The following is an 18,951-nucleotide window of genomic DNA, read 5'->3' as shown; positions in this document are numbered from 1 at the left end:
CACCTCCAGAACTATGAATGGGATCCATTCCATGTGCTGCCGCAACCCGCTGATAGACGTTCACAAAAATAGACGCCGTCTTATCGACCGGCGTCCTCAACCTCATCTCAGTTGTTCAAATCATCCAGCATGGAGCCCTGCACGGTAATGCCGACGACGTCCAGCTCCTTGATTCCCTTCAAGGCCGGAAGGACGTTATAGGCATGTTTTTCTTTGGACAGATCGATATCCTCGACCCAGGCCCGGATCGCATAGCCGCCGTTCGTCATATTGGCATGCGTATAAAGCGGCAGATTGCCCTTGTTGATCTGAATGGTCACCGTCGTCGTTTCCGTGATTTCATACATCTTTTCGTTCTTCACGTACTCGCGGTATTGGTAGCTGCTCTGGCTGCCCGCCGTGGAAGACTCGGAATAACCCTCCATGACTTTCTTCCAGTAAGGATCCGTGACATCGCCGTCTTGTTCTCGGGCTGCAGAGGACTTGATCTCCCTCACGGTTTTCTTGTAGCTGTCGCTGCTTTCTTTCCTGCCGCTGACCGTCAGCAGCTCTTTCCCGTCCACGCCCTTGTTGTTTTTGGCGGACAGGACGCCCATTTTGCGCTCGAAGCCTCCCCCGCTCGCGGAGAGCTCCTCGCCCCGGATGTTGACCGCGCGCTTGTTGGAGTCGATGTACATCAGATCGGTTCCGTAACGGAACGAGTCCGTTGCCGCCTCGACCAGGTCTTTATGGTCCTGCGTATCGTCCGGGGTCGGCTTGTAGGTCACCGTCTTCACCTTGAACGTGTAGATTCCGGCGGGATTGAAGTAGTAGCCCGACTTGATCGGATAGGCGAACTTCTGCAGCTCGCGGTCCGTAGCGAATACGGCCTTGTCATAGCTGGATTTGCTGCCCGCTCCGTTCTTGGCCGCCTCTCTGGCCGTCTTATAGCTGCCGGCCATGGAGGTTTTCACGCCCCAGTCCAGCTCCCCGCTCGCCTGCTGGGTGAAGCTGCGCTCGTAGCGGCCGTCGACGGCCGTCCACTTGATCGGCTTGCCGGCCGCATCGACATCCTTCATCCAGCGGACGACGTCGAATTTGTAGGCTTCGTTTTCCCAGTACAGCTTTTTGGGCTCAGCCGTATTGTCCTGGTTCCCCTCGATTTTTTGGTCGTAATTATGCTGCACGAGAGTTTTGGAGCCGTTGTAAATATTGACGAGGAAAGCCTTCGTATCGGTGCCGTCGTCAAAGCTTGCCGACGCCGTCCCTGTCTGCCGCTCGGTTTCCATTCTCTTGCAGCCGCCGTTCTCGTCCGCTTCCGCGCAGTAGTCGTACTCGTATTTCCAAGGCCGGACGACATCGCCGGAATAGAGAATGCTGCCGATCCGGTCCGCCGACGCCGGCTCGGCGCCCTTGAAGAAACGGCCGCCGACAGGGTCGTCGCCGAAGTCCTTGCGATCGACGACCGCCTTGATCTGCGGGTTGCGCGTAATGATCGTTCCCGCCTCGTTTACCGGTGGATTATTGTCGTCCCGGAACTGCCTGTACAGATCCGGCGCCTGGTTCGAGACGCTCAGAGCGCCGGTCGCATTGCCGGTCCAGGCGTAGTTGGAACCGCCCGGGAGACTGAGAACAGCCGTTATATCCGCTCCGTTGGCCAGCGGGAAGTCCAGCTGCCGGGAGAGGATGTCATAGCCCACCTCGATCGGCGTGATTTTTTTCACGGCTCTCGGAAGAGAGTCGATGGAATTGTTTGCCGTGTAGGTTTCTTTCGGCGAATCTCCATCCCGGTTGACGGAAAACTGGACGCGGACGTCGCGCTCCGGCATGGTGAACGTCGCATAGAGAACCGATTCTCCATTTGGATTCAGCGTGATTCGGCCGGTTGGAGCGGGTCCCTCCACTCCTTTGACCGAGTATGTGACGCCTCGGACCGAGCGGTCTGTTCCCGTCTCGACCACACTCCAGGAGAAGGGCGCCGTTGCTTGATTCTTGAACGTCGACTTCACCCTGACGCCGATTCTCACCTCGCTGCCGGATACGGCCGCCGATGGCAGCTGCTCGAAGCTGGCCGACAAGTCGGCTTCGGGAGGACCGACCAGATCGAACGGCGCCATCGGGATGCTTAAAAACGTTATTCTACCAGGCGTATTTTCAATGAAGACCATGCCGTAGCCCCATGAGATCCGGGTCGGAGGCTGAAATACATGCACATAATCCTGCCATTTTCCTCCCAGGCTCGGTTTGGCGCCTTTGTCGAACACGATTCGGTCCTTATACGCTTCATTTTGATGGTTGTAGATGAATTGGCTGTACTTCTTGCCTGCGTACAGCCTGTTCAGCCCTTCCTGAATCGAATCCTCGAGCGTAACGTTCCGATCCGTGAAGCCATTGCCCCGCTTATTGAACTGATTCGGCATGATGAAATAGCGGTTGGTCACTTTTTCCTTGCGCCAAGGCTCCTCGATCATCTTCATATCCTGAATCTTGTGGCCGCTCCAGCCCGCGTACCAAGGGGTTCCTTCCGTCGGAACCGAGGAGCCGGCCAGCGTATAGCCCGAATATTCCGTCACCGGAGTCTTCATGTGGATCAGCGTGTCGCCATGATCGGACCCGTATACCACTTCAAAGGCATAATGCCCATCAATCTTTTGCGATTCCTGCAGCTTGTTCCGGATCAGATCCTTCCGGTAAGGTCCGAACTTGGATGTATTTTCCGGGAAATAGCTTTCCAGCCCGTAAATATCGAACATGTCCCGGTTGATCTCCGCCAGCACTTCGGATGGATCGGAGCTGCTCGTCAGCGCGCGCTCCGGAGGATCGCCCTGGGCTGCTGCGAAGGATGGGACTGCCGAAGGGAACAAGCTGGAAACAGCCGCAAGGACTAGAGAAATAGATAGGATTCTTTTCATTTTTCACCCGCATGCCCGCTAGTATTTTTTCAAAATGACCGTGATGGCTGTGTCGCTGTAATAGGCGGAGCCGACCAGCACCTTGTAGGTCGCATCCTCGAATTTTTTCGTTTCGAGCTCCATGTCTCTCTTCGTCTTCTTTTTCGCGTATGCGATGATGGCATCCACCGTCTTGGCCTCGATTTTCTGCTTCAGGATCGCTTCGGCTTCAACTATTTGCCTCTCGAAATCCGCACCCTTCAATCCGAAAGGCAGAATGAGGACGATGACCCCTCCGTCTTCCTTCACTTCGGACGGCTCCGAAACGTCGATCATAAGCTTCGACTCATATTCCTTTTTGATGACGAAGCCGTTGGCATTGATTTCGTCCCCGGTTCCGCCCGTCGCCGGAGGCTTCGCCGTCCCGATTCCCGTCGTATCAATATAGATCGTATTGATCTTCTTGTCCCAATTGACCGATGCGCCCAGAGCCTCGCTCACGAAGCGGATCGGCACGAACGTGCGGCTGCTCTTCACGAGAGCGGCGGTATCCATGAGCTTCTTCTCGCCGTTGACCTTGTATTCTTTCTTGCCGACCGTCACGGCTACGTTCATGCCGGCAGCCGAGACAGAGGCAAGCTTCGCGCCGCTGTTCCAGTCGACCTTGGCGCCGAGCGCCTGGCTGACGAAGCGCAGCGGCACCTGAGCGCGCGAGCTGCTGTCCACGAAAGGCTGCGCGTCCGGCAGGCTGATCCTCTCCCCGTTGACGACGATGCGCAGCGGCAGAGAAGCAGCTTGAGAGGCGGCGGGAACGGCAACTGCCGCGATCATGCCGGCAGCGAGCAAGGAAATGATTTTCTTCATTATGGGTTCCTCCTTGGTTTAAATGACGAACAGCAGCACGATGCCGAGGACGGCCGCCACAAGCAAAGTCATGACGGTGAAAAAGGGGAAGGAGATGCGCGCTTCGATCCACTCCATGCGGCTGAAATGCCAATCGAAAAGGAAGCGGGTCCAGAACCTTTGCCCGGGCTTCAGCTCCCGTTCTCCAAGCCAAAACCGGTAGAAATGGCCTGCCTGCACCATCTCTTCATTTCCCTGCCGGTTATTGCGGATCATCTTGCGATGCTCCTTTTTGTACCTCTTGTATGTATCGTTCAAGTCTTGCCACCAGCGGTCGTTCCAGCCTTCATATCGACGGAAGAGCTTGCCGATCATGCCGCCTCTTCGCCAAGACGGTAGAACCGGGGCAGATCCAGCAGATAGGCGCAATAAGCGGCAAACAGCGAAACCTCCTCCACGACGCCCCCCGAGGCCAGAAGCGTCTTCAGCAGCAGCTGCTCGAAGCTGTCGGCGATGAGAGCTTCCTTGATCAGAGGCCTGCGGTTGAGCAGGGAAATATCGATCGCTCCGAACAGCCAGTCCATGAACCCCGGGGCATGCTGGAAGAGCGGCTGGGCAATGTAGAGGGAATCCCCTGGATTCAGCCCGCTGGCGGATTCATCGACGATCAGCTCCTGCTCATGGGCAGCCAGATAACCGGCGTAAGCCCGTTCGGTGCGGCGGATCTCGGCGATGATGGCGTCATCTCCCCCCTCGCTCCCGGCCTTGGCTTCCAGGAAGCAGAAGGCGCCGATGAAGTCGCCTGCAGCCTGCCTGCCCCAGCGGCGCAAATGAATGAGCACCGCTTCTGTCGCTTCCTCATGGGATTCGGCCTTTTCAAGATCCTCTCCGATCTGCTTCACCATATCCTCGTTGTTCACCCAGTCACGGGCGTAGGCATGCGCATAGCCCTGCAGCCCGATCCACTTGTTCTGGATCAGCTGCGCCAGCTCACGGCTGTGCTCCGGCTTCAGGCTGGAGCCCCCGTCCTCGTATTCGATCAACAGCTTGTTCGAGAAAGCTTCCATTTCCATGGGATTGTTCAAATCAATGGGAATCAATGTCACCGGCGTAGCCGTCATTTTTTCACGCTCCTGTCGTCATCATGGATGCTAGGCGCCCGATCCGAAGCTGCCCTTTGCATCCGTCGGATCCCAATCGGGATCATCTACCTTGCTCCAAGCGGAATAAATCACCAGCAGAACATAAATGGAAACGGGAACAAAGGCGAGGGTGAGAAGGAGAGGCAGCTTGCCCGAGAAACTCTGACCCAGAATATTTCCCAGCGAATAGCCGAGAATGCCTGCGGCTCCCGCGCCCGCGAGCCCGATCGTATAAATGATCCGGCCGGTTTTTGTCAGAGGATTCGCCGCTTCCTGAAAAATGAACCTCCGGAATTTCAACCCGACAAGAGCGCAAACGACGTTCAGCAGCAATAGTCCCGCTGCAAGCAGCAGCCCCCCGTCCCAGACCCTCCAGACGATCCCCAGCATGAAAAGGACAAACAGATTGAATTGGGAGATGCCGAAAATCACTTTTCGCTTGCGGGATTTCTCCAGCGTCCGGGTTCTTCTCATGATCAAGACAAACGCCATGTTCAGCAAACCTGCCGTAATGGCGAACGAGGCCGTCCGCGCCGACCAGTCTGGAATGACAGACATGAGCACCGCGCCGACAAGAGGTACGAAAAAAGCAGCGTACAAGGCATTGGAGCCCTGGATAGGCGTAGCTTCGCGCGGCATCGATGCGCCTCCTTGCTAAAAGAGTGATTTGAGTCCGCCGACGAGCGAGCCGGCTGCCTTCCCGACCAGATCAGCGGCTTTGCGCCTTCCTTCTTCAAGGATCGCATCTGTGGCTTGCTTCGCTTTTTTGACGCCTGTTTCAATCGAGCTGCGGACGGCATGAGCGGCGTCGCCTACAACCTTGCCGGTGAACTCCGCGCCTTGCTTCAAGGCTTTTCCGGCTGCCTTCACCCCTGCGACGGTTCCCTCGATGCCCTTATTGAGCTTGTCTTTGGTCCAATCCTTGATCGCCTTGCCCGTATCGGAGCTCATGAATACGCCGACACCCAATCCGACGAAAAATCCGACAGCGGTTCCAAGTCCAGGAACGACGCTGCCGAAGGCTGCGCCGGCCAGAGCGCCTGCTCCCGCACCCGCGGCGGCGCCCAGCGCGGTCGTTCCGACCATGACCGCCGACTCCACGACGAGATCGGAAGCGAACTCGGTGCTGGCCAGACCGTGGTTCCTGTTCTCGCCCCAGCCGTAGCTGTAGACGCTTCCTCCCAAGGTTAAGGCGGCTCCCAGGATGCCTCCGCCTTTAAGGGAGTTTTTCCAGGCGCTTTTCTTTAAGATATTGTAGTTGCTCGACAAATCGCCTTTTATAGCTGTCTTAGGGTCCATATACTTTCCGATTTTGCCGTTGTCATAGCGGTACCGGGTCCCCATCAGATTTTCTTTATTGCGCCATTTGATGTATTGCCTGCCCAGGAACCCTTTCGGAGTTTTAGAGCCGTATACATGGACATAATCGCCTTTGACCTGAAAATGGTAGCCCTGCATGGCGGAGTATGCGCCGATGACGACCTTGTCGAACAACCCCCAGGCGTTCTTGTACATCTTCACGGTTTCCTTCGACGCCGCATACCCCTTCGACCGCTCCTCCGCCATTTTGTATTCGGCCGCGATCTCCCTGAGCGTATTCATCTTGTCCGTCAGCCGGTCGCCGATGGAAGTGGCCATCCGGCCGATCTCCGCCATCGCCGATTCCGCGCTTCTGGCGCTGGACTGGACATAAGATTCGGGATACGCCGACTTCGTGCTGCCGACAATGCCGCCGACGGACCGGGACAAGCCTGCCGCGACCGGCTCGAACGACTTCTCCAAGCTTTTCATGCCTGCGGCCAATTTGGATACGCTGTCCGGATTTACCTTCAGAATCACAAGCCTGCACTCCTTTCCACAAGCTGACCTATCTATATGCGATCGAATTCGCCGTCATGGCGCCGTTCGCTCGTTTTCGGAGGAAAAGCGTGATGGAGGGAGACGGGCTCCCTCAGCACGCCGATGAAGAACATGATTACTTGCGAAGCTGGCTGGCGATATCGCGGTCGCTTTGTTCCTTGATTTCGGCGACCTTCTGCAGGGAAGTGCTGATGTTGTTCACGCACTCGACGAGCTTGTCGAGGCTTGGCTTCAGTTGGTTGAACTCGTCGACGAAGGCTTTGGCGGATTCGCCCTGCCACCAGCCTTCCACGGATTTGATCTCGCGGTCGAGCTGATCAACGACGCTTTTCGCGTTCTGGCCCTTGTTCTTGATCGAGCTTGCTACGCTTCTCGCCTGCTCGGGGCTGAATGCCTGGTTTGCCATTTGGATTCACCTCCTTTCAAATGGAATGCCGCATCTTCCTCTGATCAGCAGCGGGAGCTGGGCCGGAGCTTCTAGCGGCGTCCTGCCGACTTGCGCGCCTCTTCCTCGCGGCGCCGCTGCTCCTGTTCCTGAGCCCGCCTCCGCTCCTCCTCGAGCTTGCGGCGGCGCTCGTCGTCGGCGCGCTGGACATCTCCGGCGAGCCCTTTGAGGCTGCTTTCCAGGCCATCCATCTTGGCCAGCAGGCGGCTGATGTCGGCCTGGATCTCCTTGTAGGAATCCGTGAATGCCTTGCCCGCTTCCCCCTGCCACCACGAGGATGCGGCGGATACCTCCGTCCTGTAGCGGGCTTCCGCCCGCCTGATTTCATCGGCGGCCGCATTCACGGCAGCGGCGTTGCCGCGGATCTCCGACGGTGTCGGCATGTCCGGCGCCTCCTTTACTTTCCGGACAGGATCGCAGTCCTCAGTCCGGTGAATTTGTTTTTTACGACCAGATACCCGTCGCCCGCCTCCAGCTCCTTTTCCTGGCTGCCATAAGGAATTCGGGCGTTGTAGAGACTCTGGTCCTTGAGGCTGCCGAGCAGAATGCCCGTCTGCTCCTCTCGGATCGCCTTCCCTAGGCTGTCCCAGTTGTTCGCGAGCTCCGAAGTCGTATCGGCTGCCAGCACGGCGACCTTCATGCCGCGCTCCTGCTTGACGATCCGCTCCAGCAGCTCCTTGAGCGCGTATTGATCGCCTGCTGTGAACTCCGAGAGCCGGTCGATGACGAAGACCAGCAGTTTCCATGAAGCCATGAGAGCGTCCGCATCTCCGCCGGAGCGGCGGACGGCGAGCAGCTGGGACCTGCGTGCGGCCAGATCTTCCTTGAGCTCCTCCGTGAATGCATGCATATCCCCGATCTGGGACAGATCTTCCACCCCCGGCCTGGCGAGCAGCGGGTATAATCCCATCGAGCTGGAATCCTGCACATACACCTGCATGCCATCATCGCCGAGGCGGCGGCGGAGCATCTCGATCCAGGACACGAGCAGCGTGCTCTTGCCCGACATCGGATCGCCGGCGACCATGACGACCGGAGTCGCGGCCAGCTCGAGGCTCACCGGCTGCAGGTCGCGGTCGGCGAGGCCGATCGCGATCCGGCCTGCTGCAGGGGCATCGGCTTTCCCGCTATTGAGCTCGTCGATGAAGATCCGCGCCGGCATCATCGGAATCGGCTGCGCGCGGCTGATCAGGCCGTCCTCGGCAAGCCGGCTGAACTTCCCGATCAGGACATCGCTGCCAAGCCCGTCCCATTCCGGCATCGCCGTCTGGAACTCCAGCGGCGGCGTTCCGCGCACGAGCGCCCGTCCCGGCACGCGGGCGGGCACGAGCCCTTCCGTCCGGCCCACGATGCCGTCATACTCGCTTTTGTCTGTCAGCTGGAGGCTGACGGCCATCTTGAAGTTGACGGCGAACTTGTACCGGACAAGCGCCGAGTTGGTCGCGGTGACGACCATGTAGATGCCGTACTTGAAGCCTTCGCGGGCGAGCACGATCATTCTGTCGTCCACAGCCTCATAGGTTTCCGACAGCGCGAAGTAATTGTCGATGACGACGGCGACGGCGGGCAGCCTGCCGCCCTTGACGCGGTAGTCGGCGAAGCCGTCGCTGCCGGATTCCTCGAACAGCCGCTTGCGCTCCTCCATCAGGCGGAAGATGTAGAGCATGAACTGGCTGATCCGGCTCTCCTGCTCCAGCGTCATCAGCCCGCCGCAGTGGGGAAGCTTCTCCAGCGCCTTGAACGAAGAGCCGCCGAAGTCCAGCATGTAGAGCTGCGCTTCTTCCGGCGTATAGGACAAGGCGATGGACAGGCACAGCGTCCTCAAAAGCATTGTTTTGCCGGTTCCAGGCGCTCCATACACGAACAGGTTGCCTTCGGAGGCGAAGTCGACGACAAGCGGCTCCTGCAGCTGGCCGCGCGGATCGTCGAGCAGTCCGACGGGAACGGCGAAGATCGGCTTGCCGGCCGTCCATCTTCCGCTGCCGAAGGCAGACGCGGCTTCTTCCGGCAAAATCCCCTTCAGGTCGAGCTCCTCCGGCAGCGGCGGCATCCACGGACCTTCCAGCGGCAGGATGCCCCCCTCCCTTGCCGTCGCTACGATATGATCGACCATCGCCTTGAGCTGGCTCGGCAGCTCCTTCCCCGCGATCTTTTCCTCCTCCAACGGATAGATCTGCTCGGCCCTGCCTCCCGGACCCAGCTCGTAGATCCGCTTGACGCGGTTCTCGCTGCGCAGCATCTCGCCCTCGGGATCATAGTCGGCTCCGGAGTAGGCAGACTGGAAGAGCTCGAAAATCTCGTCGTTGCCGACCTGGATGTAGGCCCGGCCCGGCTCCTTGATCATGGCCGCGTCCGGACGCTTGATGACATCCTTGCTGTCGGTCTCGTCCTGGACCTTGAGGCAGATCTTGAACTTCGAGTTGCTCCAGATCTGGTCGTCCACGACGCCGGCCGGCTTCTGGGTGGCCAGAATCAAGTGGACCCCCAGGCTTCGGCCGACGCGGGCCGTGCTGACGAGCTCCTTCATGAATTCAGGCTGGTCCTGCTTGAGCTCGGCGAACTCGTCGGCAATCATGACCAGATGTGGAATAGGAGGCATGCCGCCCCGATCGTCCAGACTGTAATACAGCTTCTGGTAGCGGTCGATGCTGTTGACTCCGTACCGGGAGAACAGCCGCTGGCGCCGCTGCAGCTCGCTCTTGATCGAGAGCAGCGCACGGGTCGTCTGATTGCCTCCGAGGTTTGTGATCGTGCCGACGAGATGCGGCATGCCCTTGAACACATCCGCCATGCCGCCGCCCTTGTAGTCGATCAGGACAAAGACGATGTCATGCGGATGATAGTTGACCGCCAGCGAGATGATGATGCTCTGCAGCAGCTCGCTCTTGCCCGATCCCGTCGTGCCGGCGACGAGGCCGTGCGGGCCGTGTCCCGTCTCGTGAAGATCCAGGTTGAACAGGGAGCCCCCGCCCTTCACGCCGATCGGCACGCTGATGCCTTTGTAAGTCCGGTTGCGGCCCCAGCGATCTGCCAGATCCACCTCGCCGGCCGTGCGGGCGCGCAGCAGCTCAAGGAGCGTGACGGAGGCCGGCAGGGAGAAGCTCGCTCCGTTCTCCCGCAGCCGCAGCGGACCCAGCCGCCTGACCGTCTGCTGCAGGCCCTTGTCATTGAGCTTGTCCGGGCTGAACAGGATTCTGTCGCCGCTCTCCCGGTCCGCCAGCTCGCCGGTCTTGCCCTGCAGCGTGATGACGGTCCGGCAGTTCATCGGCAGGTAGGCCTGGTTGCCGGCGAGGAACACCGACGAGACGCCCAGGTGGCCGCAGCGGTTGAACACGTATTTGTTGATCGGCTCGTAGTCGAGCAGAGACGCATCCTCGACGACGAAGACGTAATGCGGCAGCGTGGAGCCGCCGACCGTGCGGAGCTCCCGGTCCTTCAGGACGGCGTACAGGTCTCCGAGCGCCTGGTGGGCGACAGCCTTGCCGCACAGCAGATATCTCGTTTCCATGGCGTCATCCCACAGATGCGGCACGAACTTCAGCCAATCCCACTTCGCGGCGCCGTCGTCGGCGGCCAGCACGACGATGCGGACGTCGTCGTAGCCGTGATGCGTGACGAGCTGCAGCAGCATGAGCCTCGCCAGCTCCAGCGTCTTGCTTTCCTCGCCTGCGATTCCGCAGATCTCCGACCCGGCCAGATCGACCGCCACCGGCACGTCCCGCACCCGCTCGAATTCGAGCGCCAGCCGCTGCGGCTCCATCTGCAGCGGATCGCTCTCGAGCAGGATCGCCTGCGGGCTGTGCTTGATCGTCATCGAGAGCGGCACGTTGCCGAGGCCGAGGCGCAGAGACAGAAAGTCCGGGTACGAGGACGTCCTCTCCCACAGCTTGCCGTCCAGGCTGCCGATCCGCTGGAGGCAGACGGACGGCTCCGGATGCAGCTCGTTCATCGCCTTGGCCTGCTGCTCGCTGGCGATCGCCAGCTCGCTGCGCCGGTCCGCGATGAACTGCAGATACTTGCTCTCGCGCTCCTTCTTGCGGTTCTTGTAACGGCGGATCTGCGATGCGGCCCCCGTCAGCGAGGTGACGAGCGTAACGGCCGTCGTCGCGATCGAGATCAGCAGGAACATCGATTGCGACGTCAGCGCCAGCATGAACGTGATGACGAGCATGACCGCCGGCGGCGCGAGAATCGTGAACCAGGCGATGTCGGGCTTCTCCTGGGAGTACGGCGGATCGGGAATGGCGACCTCTCCCCCCGGCATATCCGGCATGAAGCGAGGCTGGCGGCTGAAGGCATGCAGGCTGTTCTTCATCATGCCATCATGCCTCCATCCTGCAGCTCGACCCGCGAGGCTTGTCCCCCGAGCAGCGACATCCGGCTCCAGCCGGATCCGTCCCGGAAGAACAGATCGCCTCCGGCGATATGCAGGCTCGCGGCCCGTTCGCCGCAGATGCGGATGCTCCGGCGCTGGGCGGGATCGATCCGGTAGATCGTGCCGCCGTTGCGAAGATTGGCGACATACAGATAACGTCCGTCGCCGACGATGCTGCCCGCTTCGATATCTTCGAAAGTCTCCGCCACGGCTCCGCTTTCCCTATCGACCAGCGTCAGCGTACCGCGGTTGTCGGGATCGCCGAAGGCAATCCAGCCGCCGATCGGAACAATCGCGCCGCAGCGGCAAGCCGATAGCCGCTCCCGCTGCTGCCCGTCCGTCCGGATGACATGAATTCCTGTATCCGCGCTGAAGCAGATCCGGTCCTTGTCCACAAGAAAGCCGCGCGCCTGGTCGTCCGTCAGCCGTGCTTCTCCGCTGCCGTCGATCCGGCAGCGGTACAGCCGCAGATCCTTCTCGTTGATGTAATAAAGCCATTCCCCTTGCAACGTCAGACCGCTGCAGGGAGTCTCGGACAGCATACGGCCGCGGCCGCTCGCTGGATCGTACGCGCATAACGCGCCTCCGCGCAGCTGGTCGCTGCCGTACACGGCATCCGCTCCGGCGTTCATGAACCAGAGCAGGCCGTCGATCCGGGAGACGCCGCCGGACGGATCGAGGCAGCGCGTCCCGGCATAGCGGTCGACATCGCTGATCCAGACTCCGTTCCCCGCCTGCAGGACGAGTCCTCCATTTGCCAGATTTCCCTGCACCTCGTCACCTCCCTATATCAGCGTGAGCAGAGCTCCGTGTCCGACTCCTTCTTCCTCCAGCGTGCGGCGCCCGTCCAGAATACGCCCCAGCGGCTCCGCCTGCAGCCTGCCCCCCTGCCCGGCATCCAGCTCCAGATTCAGCGCTTCGTCCAGCATGGCGAGCAGCTCGCCGGCCGTGACGAAGGCCGGGATCTTCAGATCCACGGCAGGGCGCCTATCCGCCTGGAAGGTCACCATGATGTAGTCCATGCAGAAGCTTCCTTTCCGTCAATTCTTCACCGACAGCAGCAGCTCGCGGTCCATCTTCATCCGGTAAGGAGAAGTCGTTCCTGCCCCGCTTGCCGCTCTCAGGTACTTCGTTTTGAACCGGTAATCCGATTCGGCCGATACCTCCACCTTCGTCACCGTCCGCTCCGTCGAGGGATCCTCGTTCTCCGTGATGTCCAGAGTGACGACGATATCGTTCCACTTGCCGTTGTTGGAGCGGAAGCGCAGCGTATCTCCGGATCTGGAATCCAGCGAAGCGTTCATCGCCGCGCCGAAGGCCTCCGAAAAGTAATCCTTGAACCGTTCGGGATCGACCTTGGCGTCCAGATCGCGCATCGCCTCGTACTGCAGGCTGCGGTCCTTGGCGGACCGGGCTGCATTGCTGAGAGAGGTGCCTAGAGCAATCTTGTCCTTCATCACGAGGCTGATCTCCACCATGGGCTCGATCAGGATGGACGCGAGGATGACCAGCAGCAGCCCGATCGCGATATTGCGCATTCCCCTCAGTCCCGTCTAATCGAAATAGTAGGTCAAGTCCTTGTAATGCTTGAGGCCGACCGTCGTAAGCGAGAAGCTCACCGGCACCTCCTCCTCGATCTTCCTGCCCCAGACCGTGATGCTCAGCGGGTAGACGGCGCTCAGCGTCACCTTGACCGGCTTGCCTCTCTGCCTGTACGGCTTCTGGATCTCGGTCGCGTTCTCGTAGCTGGACTCGTCGTCGGAGCCGACGGCGTCGTAGTCGTCCGCATTGACGACAGTCAGCTTGATGTCGCCCGCCTTATCCCTGTAGATCGGCCTGTTCTTGAGCCGGTCGAGAGCATCGTCGTAATAGCTGCGCTTGACATAGTTGTCGCCCGCCGCCACCTGGGACAGATTGAACGTCTCCACGATGAGCGTCGTATACCAGGGAAAGAAGAAGACGAGATTCGTGAACAGCATGATGGCCACCGACACCAGCATCGTCGCCAGCAGGGCTTTGGCTATGCCGCGCATGGACTCACCCCGCCTTTATTTGATCAGATCATCGATCTTCTTGATGAACATGTCCCATACGTCCGACACCCAAGTGTTCAGGTTCTGGTTGATGATGGCGACGACGGCGCCGATGATGACGATGACCGCCACCGTGACCGCGATGCCCTTGATGCCGAAGTCTCCCGACTCCTCGCTCCAGAACGATTGTTTCTTGACCGGCTTCTTATCCATGACCGTTTCCCCCAGTGAAATGAATGATATCTATAAATGAAACTTGAAACCCGATTAAGAGGCCGCCGTGCAGGCGGAATGTCTGTCGATTGCAATGGTTGAGCATCAACCGAAGAATGACGGATGGGTCCTGAAGAAGAGGGCTTATGCCTGCCCGCATTACTGGAACATCTTGATCGAATCCAGAACCGTGAACAGATAATAAATGGCGATGTACACGATCAGCACCGCGATCAGCACCAGCTGCAGGCGGGAATTGCTCCGCTCGCGGCGCTTGAGATCGTCTTCCAGCGCGATGACGCGGAACTCGTCGACCTCGTTCTTGAGGTACTCCATCTGCGAGATGTTGTCGTACCCTTTGAGCCGGGTCTCCATGATGTCGCAGAATTTGATGATGTAGTGCAGCGGCACCCGCTTCTTGAACTGCTTGAGCGCGTATTCCTCTCCATACTCGATATTGTCCAGCATGACTCCGAGCTCCTCGGCCATATCCGGATTGGCGCTCGGGAGGTAGTCCCGGATCACATCGGCGAGATAGATGTTGACGGACTTGGCGTACTGGTAATACGCCATGCTGTAGAATCCCGGAAAATCGAGCGCGATGTTGCGGTTCTTGCGCTCGATCTTCTTCTCCAGCTCGGAGGCCGGGTACAGCCATCCAAGGAAAATCAGCACGGCCGCCACGCACCCGATCAGCCGGTTGGCGCTCAGCGCCAGCAGCGTAATCAGCACCGCTCCTCCCGAATACAGCAGCTGCTCGACCCGGATCTCCGCCGGCTTCTTCGCCAGATCGAGCCGATCGATCAGCTTCTGCAGCCGCAGCCGCTCCGGCGAGCCCATCAGCCGGTCGGCATATCTGGCGGCCGTGCCGCTCTTGAACAGCTGGAACCGGGCCCGCCGCGCCTCGCTCCGCCGCTCCTTGAGCAGCCGGCGGGCCCGCTGCTTCTGCCGCCGGTTGACCGGTCGGAACATCGGATACAGGAACGCCTTGACGATGTACAGCACCGAGATCAGCGCGCTTATCTTGGCGATCGCGATCATTTGGCCCCACCGCCTCCCGGTCCGAGATTGCCCTGAAGCGCCTGGCAGCGGGCGAAGCTGATGCAGATGACGCTGATGAGCAGGGAGTTGATCATCTTGCCGGCTGTCGTATGGAGCATGAATTCCCGAAAGTCGGGCACCGACAGGGCGTAGAAGAAGAACAGGACGATGATCAGCGTCTTGAACAGGAAATCGCGGTTCATCTTGCGGAAGATCCGATCCTTGCGGGCGTTGATTTCCCGCAGCACGGCGTTCTCGTCGACGATGTCGAGGAAGATATCCGCCATCCCCTTGCGCTCGTTGTACTCGAACGTGATGGCCTTCTTCGTGAAGTTGTCGAACTTGGGACCGAGCTGCCGGTTAAGCAGCAGGATCGCCTGCTTGAATGAATAGCCGTTGTTCTCGCAGTTGTCGATGAACTGCTGGAAGTAAGGCCGGAGAGCAGGCCGGATGTATTCTTCCGTCGCCATCACCTTCTTGATCGCGATCAGCACCCCGTCGCGCGCCAGCGGGCAGATGATGTCCTCGGCGTCCATGATCGCCTCCAGCCGCTCCGCCTTGATCGACTTGGACTGCATGACGAAGTAGGTCAGCAGCCCGATGAAGATCGAGATCGTGACGACGGCCGACAGCGTCACGTTCTGCATGAAGAACACGATCAGGAGCGCCGTCAGCGCGATCAGGATGCAGAGGAGGGAGGTGAAGCTCTCCAGCGTCAGCGGCAGCCGGAAGTCGAGGATCAGCTCCTCTACCAGCCGGTTGTATTTGGTGAACACGTTCTCCTTGCGCCGCACGATCCGCTCACGCTTGATCCGCTCCACATAACGCCTGGTGTTGTAGCGGCCGAGATGCTCCGCCAGCGTGTCGACCAGATTCAGGACGAACCGGCCCGTACCCTGGAAGAAGCGGACCTCGAACACCACATTGAAGAGAACGAAGGCTCCGATGCCGAGAAACAGGCTAATGAGAAGCGTCGTATCCATCCGGCACGTACCTCTCTGTCTCGTTGTCGTCCGGCATCCGGGTCAGGAAGTCGAAGCGGCTGCGCTTGATGCCTGCTTTGAGCATGGTCTGCTGCACCTTGTCCGACAGCATTCCGACGCGCTTGTGCTTGCCGACAATCTTGAGCACCCGGTGCGTGCCCTCCTCCTCCAGCACATCCTCCGAGATGAACTTGTAGATGGGGTTCACGATCGGCTCCAGCCCCTCGGAGCCGAGAATCTCGGATATGGAGGTGACCTTGCGTGTGCCGTCAGCCAGCTTCTCTTGGAAGATGACGAACTTCACCGCCGTGCATATATTCCTCAGTGCCAGCTCCGCCGGCTCGTTGGAGGCCATCAGGTAAGCGGTCAGGAACCGGTAGATCGCCTCCCTGTCTCCCTCGGCATGCAGCGTGGTGAAGAAATAGTGGCCCGTCTGCGCGGCGCGCAGCGCGGTCGCGAACTCGCCCGGCGTCCGCAGCTCGCCCGGGCCGATCCAGTGGGGCGACTGGCGCATCGCATTGATAAGCAGATTCTCCATCGTCGCCGGGCTGGAGTCATCCTCGTCCGGAACCGATTCGTACTGGAGCACGTCGTTGATGACACGGCCATGATCGGTGCCTCCTTCTCTGCGCAGAAGCCTCATCTCCGACGGATTCTCGATCGTAATGATGCGCGACAGCGGATTGATCTCCTTGATCAGCACCTCGTTCAGAGTCGTCTTGCCGCTGCCTGTCGGCCCGACCGTGATCCAGGAGAGATCCGCCTTGGGGATGAGCGACAGCAGCTTGAACATGTTCGCCGAGAACGATTCGTTCTGGATCATCATCTCCGGGGTCACCGACTTCTTGCTGAACTTCCGGATGACAAAAGCCGGCATGTCATAGGGCGAGATCTCCGCATGAGTCGCGTTGACCCGGAAACCCTCGATCGTGCGGGCGTTGACCATCGGAATCTTCGGGGTCAGCCTGACCTTGGAAACGCCGATCAGCTTGGAGATGATCCGCTCCATATGCTCCCGGTCGCTGAAGTGCTGATCCCAGGCGAGCGACTTGCCTCCGCTCTCGACGAAGATCTGCTCCGGGCCGTTCGCCCGGATCTCGTCGATTGCCGGATCCTCCATCGCCTTGGTGATCGGCCCGTAGTGGGTGATCTCGTCGACAAGCGCCTGCTTGAGCGAGAGCAGATCGTAATGGCCCTCGACCGTCGGACGCTGGGAATCGACGAACTCATTGATGTAGGACTTCGTCATTTCGCGCTTGCGTCCGGGATCGCTTTCGCGGCGGAACGCATGGGTCGCGATTTTGGTTATGTATTTCTGGCACAGCTCCAGCACCTCGTCGAAGGTGATCGTCGTATACTTGCTCTTCAAATCCTCCATATCCTCGGCGCCCTTCGCCTGATGGGACACCCTCTGCTGCAGCTCGCTGACCTTGGCGCGCGTAAGCATGTCGTTCCTCCTCCCTACCGGCTTCCGAGCAGATCGGCCAGCTTGCGCATCTCGCGCAGGAAATATTTGTTCATCAGCGTCGTATCCTTCACGTAGAGCTTGCCCTCCAGTACCCCGCCTGCCGCCCCCTTGACGAGCGGCAGCGCCGCTGCGATCTTGAGCCCGAAGTCGCCGAGCACCTTGTGGTCGAACGCCAGATTCTGCATGTTCATCAGGATGACGCTCGTGAACTTCGCGGTGCTGATGCCGATCGAGGAGGCGTAATCGAGCATCTTCATGATGTTGCCCGCGACGTCCACCCGCTCCGAGCCGGTGAAGAACCCGACATGGCAATACTTCATCGCTCCCACGCTGAGCTCCAGCGCCGGAATGTTCGGAATATCCAGCAGGATGATGTCGAACATGCCCTTGAGCGTCTCGATGACCCTCTCCAGGTGCTCGAACTCGAAGTCGAAATATTCCTCGATCAGGTCGTAGGGGCTGGGAGACAGCAGGTACAGCCGCTCATGCTTGGTCGAGATCAGCTCGTCGCGGAAGTCCGCCTTGTCGCTCTTGAGCACCCGGATCAGCCCGCCGCCCCGCTTGTTCGGCTTGACGTCGAGATACTGATAGAGATTCGGATAGAACGCCTTGAGGTCGACCACGCAAGTATTGAGCCCTTTCTGTGACAGCAGATAGGCCAGATTGCTGATGAGCAGCGCGTTGTCCGTGAAATCGCTCGCCGGCATGAAGCCGACGACGCTGTAGATCAGCCGGCTGTCCTGCAGCTCGGCTCCGACGAGATCGGTCGGGCTGAGCTTTTGAAAGACGCTTCCTAATTTCCGTTCTGCTTGTCGATCCATGACTCCACCTCGTTCTGCAGCGTCGGCAGCTGGTCCACGATCGCTTGGCTGTCGCTGCGGCTGAGGATCGTGATCAGCAGGGACTTGTTCTCCATGCTCTTGAACTTCGCATAATAGTTGATCTGATCGCTGGAGCCCTCCAGAAGCAGGGCTCTCGGCTGGATGTTCTTGAGGAAATCCTCGCTTTTCATGACGGTCTGGCGCTTGTCCTCGCTCAGCTTCAGCACTTCCTTATACACCTCGTAGATGGAGTGGCTGTTGCCGTTCAGCATATCCTTGACGACGATGCTGTCGAACAGCACCTCGGTTTTGGTCGTTTTGCCCTGCGAGACGCTGTAGATGTCGTTCGGATTGCCCGCCGCCGCCGGCTTGTCGACCTCGTACGATACCCGGATCCGGACGCGGTCGCCCGGCATCAGGATGTCGCCGCCCGCTTCGAGGAAGTTGTAGGGGAGCGTCAGCACTTCCTGCTTGTCGTCCAGCTTGTACAGCCATTCATTTTTTTTCGGCGCCTCGGCGCTCAGCTGATCCTTGTAGAGAACGCCGTTGCCGCGCAGATAATACTTGCTGAATTTGCCGACAGCCTCGCCCATCTGCTCGGCCAGCAGCATATCGTCGGTATACTCCTTTCGGATGATCGCATATTTCTGCAGCTGCTTTTCCGTGAGGACGGTATGGGCAGGAATGCCTCCTCCATCGCTGACCCGCAGCACGTCGACCGTATCCTTGGCCGCCTTGTTGGCATCGGTGATGACGACGAACGAACCGGCGATGACGGCGAGGCTGAACAGCAGCGCCATGATTTTCTTGAATGTGTTCCGATTGGGCGAAACGCTCTTGATCGTGCTCAAATCCAT

At 59.5% G+C, this 18,951-nt stretch carries 19 protein-coding genes; all 19 read right to left on the bottom strand.

Annotation, left to right across the window (positions count from 1 at the left end):
• Window positions 1–107 precede the first annotated feature (107 nt).
• Window positions 108–2,891 (bottom strand): hypothetical protein, encoded by a 2,784-nt coding sequence (locus AC06G8_RS05245; RefSeq protein WP_480284615.1) that lies wholly within the window; start codon window positions 2,889–2,891, stop codon window positions 108–110.
• A gap of 18 nt (window positions 2,892–2,909) precedes the next feature.
• On the bottom strand, window positions 2,910–3,734 hold the full coding sequence (locus AC06G8_RS05240) for a copper amine oxidase N-terminal domain-containing protein (RefSeq protein WP_480284614.1): 825 nt from the start codon (window positions 3,732–3,734) through the stop codon (window positions 2,910–2,912).
• Window positions 3,735–3,752: 18 nt separating this feature from the next.
• On the bottom strand, window positions 3,753–4,088 hold the full coding sequence (locus tag AC06G8_RS05235) for a hypothetical protein (RefSeq protein ID WP_447662653.1): 336 nt from the start codon (window positions 4,086–4,088) through the stop codon (window positions 3,753–3,755).
• The gene (locus tag AC06G8_RS05230) at window positions 4,085–4,834 is read right to left on the bottom strand and encodes a hypothetical protein (protein WP_447662652.1); all 750 of its coding nucleotides are present in this window, start codon (window positions 4,832–4,834) and stop codon (window positions 4,085–4,087) included. The genes AC06G8_RS05235 and AC06G8_RS05230 overlap by 4 nt, the downstream gene beginning before the upstream one ends.
• Before the next feature lie 30 nt (window positions 4,835–4,864).
• Complete coding sequence (locus AC06G8_RS05225) at window positions 4,865–5,494, bottom strand: hypothetical protein (RefSeq protein ID WP_447662651.1); 630 nt, start codon at window positions 5,492–5,494, stop codon at window positions 4,865–4,867.
• A 15-nt stretch (window positions 5,495–5,509) separates the two neighbouring features.
• The gene (locus tag AC06G8_RS05220; RefSeq protein ID WP_447662650.1) at window positions 5,510–6,694 is read right to left on the bottom strand and encodes a hypothetical protein; all 1,185 of its coding nucleotides are present in this window, start codon (window positions 6,692–6,694) and stop codon (window positions 5,510–5,512) included.
• Between the two features lie 136 nt (window positions 6,695–6,830).
• A complete protein-coding gene (locus AC06G8_RS05215; protein ID WP_447662649.1) occupies window positions 6,831–7,121 on the bottom strand; it encodes a WXG100 family type VII secretion target in 291 nt (96 codons plus the stop codon).
• 71 nt (window positions 7,122–7,192) lie between these two features.
• Window positions 7,193–7,543 (bottom strand): WXG100 family type VII secretion target, encoded by a 351-nt coding sequence (locus AC06G8_RS05210; protein WP_480284613.1) that lies wholly within the window; start codon window positions 7,541–7,543, stop codon window positions 7,193–7,195.
• Window positions 7,544–7,557: 14 nt separating this feature from the next.
• Window positions 7,558–11,478, bottom strand: coding sequence for a type VII secretion protein EssC (gene essC, locus AC06G8_RS05205; protein ID WP_480284612.1), 3,921 nt, complete (start codon window positions 11,476–11,478; stop codon window positions 7,558–7,560).
• The gene (locus tag AC06G8_RS05200; RefSeq protein ID WP_447662646.1) at window positions 11,475–12,308 is read right to left on the bottom strand and encodes a DUF5050 domain-containing protein; all 834 of its coding nucleotides are present in this window, start codon (window positions 12,306–12,308) and stop codon (window positions 11,475–11,477) included. Before AC06G8_RS05200 ends, essC begins: the two co-directional genes overlap by 4 nt.
• 12 nt (window positions 12,309–12,320) lie before the next feature.
• Window positions 12,321–12,557: an EsaB/YukD family protein gene (locus tag AC06G8_RS05195; RefSeq protein ID WP_048749324.1), complete on the bottom strand. Its 237-nt coding sequence runs from the start codon at window positions 12,555–12,557 to the stop codon at window positions 12,321–12,323.
• Between the two features lie 18 nt (window positions 12,558–12,575).
• A complete protein-coding gene (locus AC06G8_RS05190; protein WP_447662645.1) occupies window positions 12,576–13,073 on the bottom strand; it encodes a hypothetical protein in 498 nt (165 codons plus the stop codon).
• A 15-nt stretch (window positions 13,074–13,088) separates the two neighbouring features.
• On the bottom strand, window positions 13,089–13,568 hold the full coding sequence (locus AC06G8_RS05185; protein WP_447662644.1) for a hypothetical protein: 480 nt from the start codon (window positions 13,566–13,568) through the stop codon (window positions 13,089–13,091).
• Window positions 13,569–13,583: 15 nt separating this feature from the next.
• Entirely contained in the window at window positions 13,584–13,781 is a 198-nt protein-coding gene (locus tag AC06G8_RS05180) for a hypothetical protein (RefSeq protein ID WP_447662643.1), read from the bottom strand.
• 159 nt (window positions 13,782–13,940) lie between these two features.
• Complete coding sequence (locus tag AC06G8_RS05175) at window positions 13,941–14,822, bottom strand: hypothetical protein (protein ID WP_447662642.1); 882 nt, start codon at window positions 14,820–14,822, stop codon at window positions 13,941–13,943.
• Window positions 14,819–15,805, bottom strand: coding sequence for a hypothetical protein (locus tag AC06G8_RS05170; protein ID WP_447662641.1), 987 nt, complete (start codon window positions 15,803–15,805; stop codon window positions 14,819–14,821). Before AC06G8_RS05170 ends, AC06G8_RS05175 begins: the two co-directional genes overlap by 4 nt.
• Window positions 15,783–17,252, bottom strand: coding sequence for an ATPase, T2SS/T4P/T4SS family (locus tag AC06G8_RS05165; RefSeq protein ID WP_447662640.1), 1,470 nt, complete (start codon window positions 17,250–17,252; stop codon window positions 15,783–15,785). Before AC06G8_RS05165 ends, AC06G8_RS05170 begins: the two co-directional genes overlap by 23 nt.
• A 14-nt stretch (window positions 17,253–17,266) precedes the next feature.
• Window positions 17,267–18,094 carry a CpaE/TadZ family protein gene (locus tag AC06G8_RS05160; protein ID WP_447662639.1) on the bottom strand — a complete coding sequence of 276 codons (828 nt, stop codon included), beginning with the start codon at window positions 18,092–18,094 and terminating at the stop codon, window positions 17,267–17,269.
• Complete coding sequence (locus tag AC06G8_RS05155) at window positions 18,067–18,951, bottom strand: CpaB family protein (RefSeq protein WP_447662638.1); 885 nt, start codon at window positions 18,949–18,951, stop codon at window positions 18,067–18,069. Before AC06G8_RS05155 ends, AC06G8_RS05160 begins: the two co-directional genes overlap by 28 nt.

Source organism: Paenibacillus sp. SJS-P3 (assembly GCF_056711585.1).
The sequence above is the reverse complement of the archived record's forward strand: the minus strand, read 5'-3'. Positions and strand labels throughout refer to the sequence as shown.

Bases quoted from the DNA above. Each gene is read 5' to 3' on its own strand.
- AC06G8_RS05245 (WP_480284615.1), bottom strand. From the start codon at position 2,891: ATGAAAAGAATCCTATCTATTTCTCTAGTCCTTGCGGCTGTTTCCAGC.
- AC06G8_RS05240 (WP_480284614.1), bottom strand. From the start codon at position 3,734: ATGAAGAAAATCATTTCCTTGCTCGCTGCCGGCATGATCGCGGCAGTT.
- AC06G8_RS05235 (WP_447662653.1), bottom strand. From the start codon at position 4,088: ATGATCGGCAAGCTCTTCCGTCGATATGAAGGCTGGAACGACCGCTGG.
- AC06G8_RS05230 (WP_447662652.1), bottom strand. From the start codon at position 4,834: ATGACGGCTACGCCGGTGACATTGATTCCCATTGATTTGAACAATCCC.
- AC06G8_RS05225 (WP_447662651.1), bottom strand. From the start codon at position 5,494: ATGCCGCGCGAAGCTACGCCTATCCAGGGCTCCAATGCCTTGTACGCT.
- AC06G8_RS05215 (WP_447662649.1), bottom strand. From the start codon at position 7,121: ATGGCAAACCAGGCATTCAGCCCCGAGCAGGCGAGAAGCGTAGCAAGC.
- AC06G8_RS05210 (WP_480284613.1), bottom strand. From the start codon at position 7,543: ATGCCGACACCGTCGGAGATCCGCGGCAACGCCGCTGCCGTGAATGCG.
- essC (WP_480284612.1), bottom strand. From the start codon at position 11,478: ATGATGAAGAACAGCCTGCATGCCTTCAGCCGCCAGCCTCGCTTCATG.
- AC06G8_RS05195 (WP_048749324.1), bottom strand. From the start codon at position 12,557: ATGGACTACATCATGGTGACCTTCCAGGCGGATAGGCGCCCTGCCGTG.
- AC06G8_RS05190 (WP_447662645.1), bottom strand. From the start codon at position 13,073: ATGCGCAATATCGCGATCGGGCTGCTGCTGGTCATCCTCGCGTCCATC.
- AC06G8_RS05185 (WP_447662644.1), bottom strand. From the start codon at position 13,568: ATGCGCGGCATAGCCAAAGCCCTGCTGGCGACGATGCTGGTGTCGGTG.
- AC06G8_RS05180 (WP_447662643.1), bottom strand. From the start codon at position 13,781: ATGGATAAGAAGCCGGTCAAGAAACAATCGTTCTGGAGCGAGGAGTCG.
- AC06G8_RS05175 (WP_447662642.1), bottom strand. From the start codon at position 14,822: ATGATCGCGATCGCCAAGATAAGCGCGCTGATCTCGGTGCTGTACATC.
- AC06G8_RS05170 (WP_447662641.1), bottom strand. From the start codon at position 15,805: ATGGATACGACGCTTCTCATTAGCCTGTTTCTCGGCATCGGAGCCTTC.
- AC06G8_RS05165 (WP_447662640.1), bottom strand. From the start codon at position 17,252: ATGCTTACGCGCGCCAAGGTCAGCGAGCTGCAGCAGAGGGTGTCCCAT.
- AC06G8_RS05160 (WP_447662639.1), bottom strand. From the start codon at position 18,094: ATGGATCGACAAGCAGAACGGAAATTAGGAAGCGTCTTTCAAAAGCTC.
- AC06G8_RS05155 (WP_447662638.1), bottom strand. From the start codon at position 18,951: ATGGATTTGAGCACGATCAAGAGCGTTTCGCCCAATCGGAACACATTC.